Here is a 2,738-nt window from a genome sequence, read left to right as displayed (position 1 = left end):
GGCGGGATCCGCCGCGGTGCCGGCGACGGCGCGGCCGGCGGCGGGGGTCGAGCGGTGTGACGCGCGGGCGGCGCTGCGCGAGGAGGGAACGGGCATGCGGAGGTTCCTGACGGTGCGACGAAGAGCGCGTCGGGCCCGGATGGCCGGACCCGACGGGCGACCGACCATACATGAGATCGGGTCTCATCACCATCCATGGCCGGTCGGCGGTCGGCGCGGCAGGCTCCGCGCCACGAGCGGCTCGTGGCGCCCGGAACTCCTGCACGAGTTCTCCCCGCCTACGCGGGACAACTCGAGCCGGACACGCCGCGATCGCCGCCCCGCGTCGGCCCACCGCCCGATTCCCGCCGCGCTGCCCCGCCGCGCCCGCCGCGCCGCCCGGGCGCGCCCGACCGACCCCCACCGCTCCGCCCCGCGGGCGGTGCCCCTCCCCCGCCCATCGTCGGGCGCGTGGCCGCTCCCTCAGGCCGCGGCCCCCTCCCGCAGCACCGGCACGAAGTCGACCTTGTCGCGGACGCCGCACTCCGGGCAGTTCCACGTGTCGGGGACGTCGGCCCACGCGGTGCCGGCCGGGACGCCCTCGTGCGGGTCGCCGGCCTCCTGCCGGTAGACGTAGCCGCAGGCCGGGCAGCGGTGCCCGGCGGCGGCGTCCGTGACGACCGCGGCTGCCGCGGCCTCGGCGTCGGCCTGCTCGCGGGCCAGGCGGTCGGCCTCCTCGCGGCGGGCCCAGACGCGCGCGCCCTCCTCGGCCGCCGGGGTGCCGGGGCCGAAGCGGCGCAGCAGCTGCTCGCGCTTGCGCGGCAGGAGGTTGGCGCGGGTCACGTCGCCGCCGTAGTGCGCCATCACGCGGTGGTCCATGACCCGGCGCCAGAGGGGCGGGATCGCCGCGACGACGATCATCGTGCCGTAGCCCGACGGCAGCTGCGGGGCCTCCTCGAAGTGGCGCAGCGCCTGGTAGCGGCGGGTGGGGTGCGCGTGGTGGTCCGAGTGGCGCTGCAGGTGGTAGAGGAAGACGTTGGACGCGACGTTGTTGCTGTTCCACGAGTGCTCGGGGCGCGTGCGCTCGTACCGGCCGTCGTCCTTCTTCTGGCGAACGAGGCCGTAGTGCTCGAGGTAGTTGACGATCTCCAGCAGCGTGAACCCGTAGATCGCCTGGAACGCGAGCCACGGCGCGACCTCCAGGCCGAAGATCGCGAGCAGGCCGCCGAACAGGACGACGCTCATGAGCCACGCGTTCAACAGGTCGTTCCTGAGCGTCCACGGATTCTTCTTCAGCCGGCGGAAGCGCTCCCACTCGAGGTGCACCGAGGACGTGAAGCTGCCCTTCACCGTGCGCGGCCAGAACGCGTAGAAGCTCTCGCCCAGGCGGGAGCTGGCCGGGTCCTCCGGCGTCGCGACGCGGACGTGGTGGCCGCGGTTGTGCTCGATGAAGAAGTGGCCGTAGAACGTCTGCGCCAGCGCGATCTTCGAGAGCCACTTCTCGGCCTTGTCGCGCTTGTGGCCGAGCTCGTGCGCCGCGTTGATCGCGAAGCCGGAGACGACGCCGACGGTGGTCGCCAGGCCGAGATCGCCGACGAGCCCGAGGTCGCCCGACGTCCAGAGGATGCAGGCGAGGACCAGCGACGCGTACTGCAGCGGGATGTACGCGTAGGTGCACCAGCGGTAGTAGCGGTCCTGCTCGAGCCAGGCCAGCACGCGGTCGGGCGGATTCTCGGCGTCGGTGCCGATCAACGTGTCGAGCACCGGCATGAGCGCGTAGACGAGGACCGGGCCGAGCCACCAGAAGGCCCCCACGCCCGTCGCCTCGACGAGGCCCCAGGCGATGAACGGCGTCACCGGGATGACGAGGCCGAGCAGCCAGATGTAGCGCTTGCCGTCGGTCCAGGCGGGCTCGTTGACCTGCGGCGCGTCGCCGTGGTCGTGGTGGTGGTCGTGCCCGCCCGCCGCGTCTTCGATCGTCGTCGTCCCCATGCCCGCTCCTCGCCCTCCGTCCGCCCGGCCGGTCGCCGCGCGGCCGCAGACTGACAGGGTGTCAGACGTCCTGTCAAGTCCCGTTTCCGCAGGCACTGCCACGGCTCGTGGTCCGCCCGGCCGCCCGGAGGGGATCCGGCCGTAGGATGGGCGCATGGCCGTCCTCTCCAGACGCGACGAACCCGGCGCGCCCCGCGTGCAGGAGACCGCGCTGATCGCCGCCGCGACGGCGCTCTTGGAGGAGGGCACCCCCTACGCGGCGCTGTCGGTCGGCGCGATCGCCGAGCGCGCCGGGCAGAAGCGCACGGGCTTCTACCTCTACTTCCGCGACAAGCGCGACCTGCTGCTGGCCGCGACCGACCAGTTCGTGGCGGGGCTCTTCGACGACGCAGACCACTGGTGGAGCGGCACCGGCGGGCGCGCCGAGCTCCGCATCGCGCTGGCGGACATCGCCGCGCACTACCGGGCGTCGCGGGTCCTGGTGCTCGCGCTGGTGGAGGCCGCCGGCTACGACGCCGTGATCGCCGCGCACTGGGCCGACGAGATCGGCCGCTTCGTCGACGCCACGCGGGAGCGCCTCGTGCGGGACGGGCACGCGGAGGACGAGGCCGGCCAGATCGCGTCCGCCCTGGTCTGGATGGTCGAGCGCTCGTTCCACGTGCTCGTCCGGCGCCTCGGTCTGCTGCACATGGACATCGTCCGCGAGCGCCTCGAGCGCGAGTACGACCTCGACCTCATCGCGACGATGCCCTCGGTGGGCTTCGAGC

The 2,738-nt window shown here is 73.6% G+C and carries 2 protein-coding genes; one reads left to right on the top strand and one right to left on the bottom strand.

The annotated features are described in order from the left end of the window. Positions 1–462: 462 nt before the first annotated feature. A complete protein-coding gene (locus AB0L40_RS27510; RefSeq protein ID WP_364361957.1) occupies positions 463–1,971 on the bottom strand; it encodes a fatty acid desaturase in 1,509 nt (502 codons plus the stop codon). A gap of 154 nt (positions 1,972–2,125) precedes the next feature. Here AB0L40_RS27510 and AB0L40_RS27505 point away from each other — a divergent pair. Further along, positions 2,126–2,738 (top strand): TetR family transcriptional regulator (locus tag AB0L40_RS27505; protein ID WP_364361955.1); only part of this gene is annotated, 613 nt, incomplete at its 3' end.

The organism is Patulibacter sp. NPDC049589 (assembly GCF_040675535.1).
Lineage (GTDB): Bacteria > Actinomycetota > Thermoleophilia > Solirubrobacterales > Solirubrobacteraceae > Patulibacter.
The sequence above is the reverse complement of the archived record's forward strand: the minus strand, read 5'-3'. Positions and strand labels throughout refer to the sequence as shown.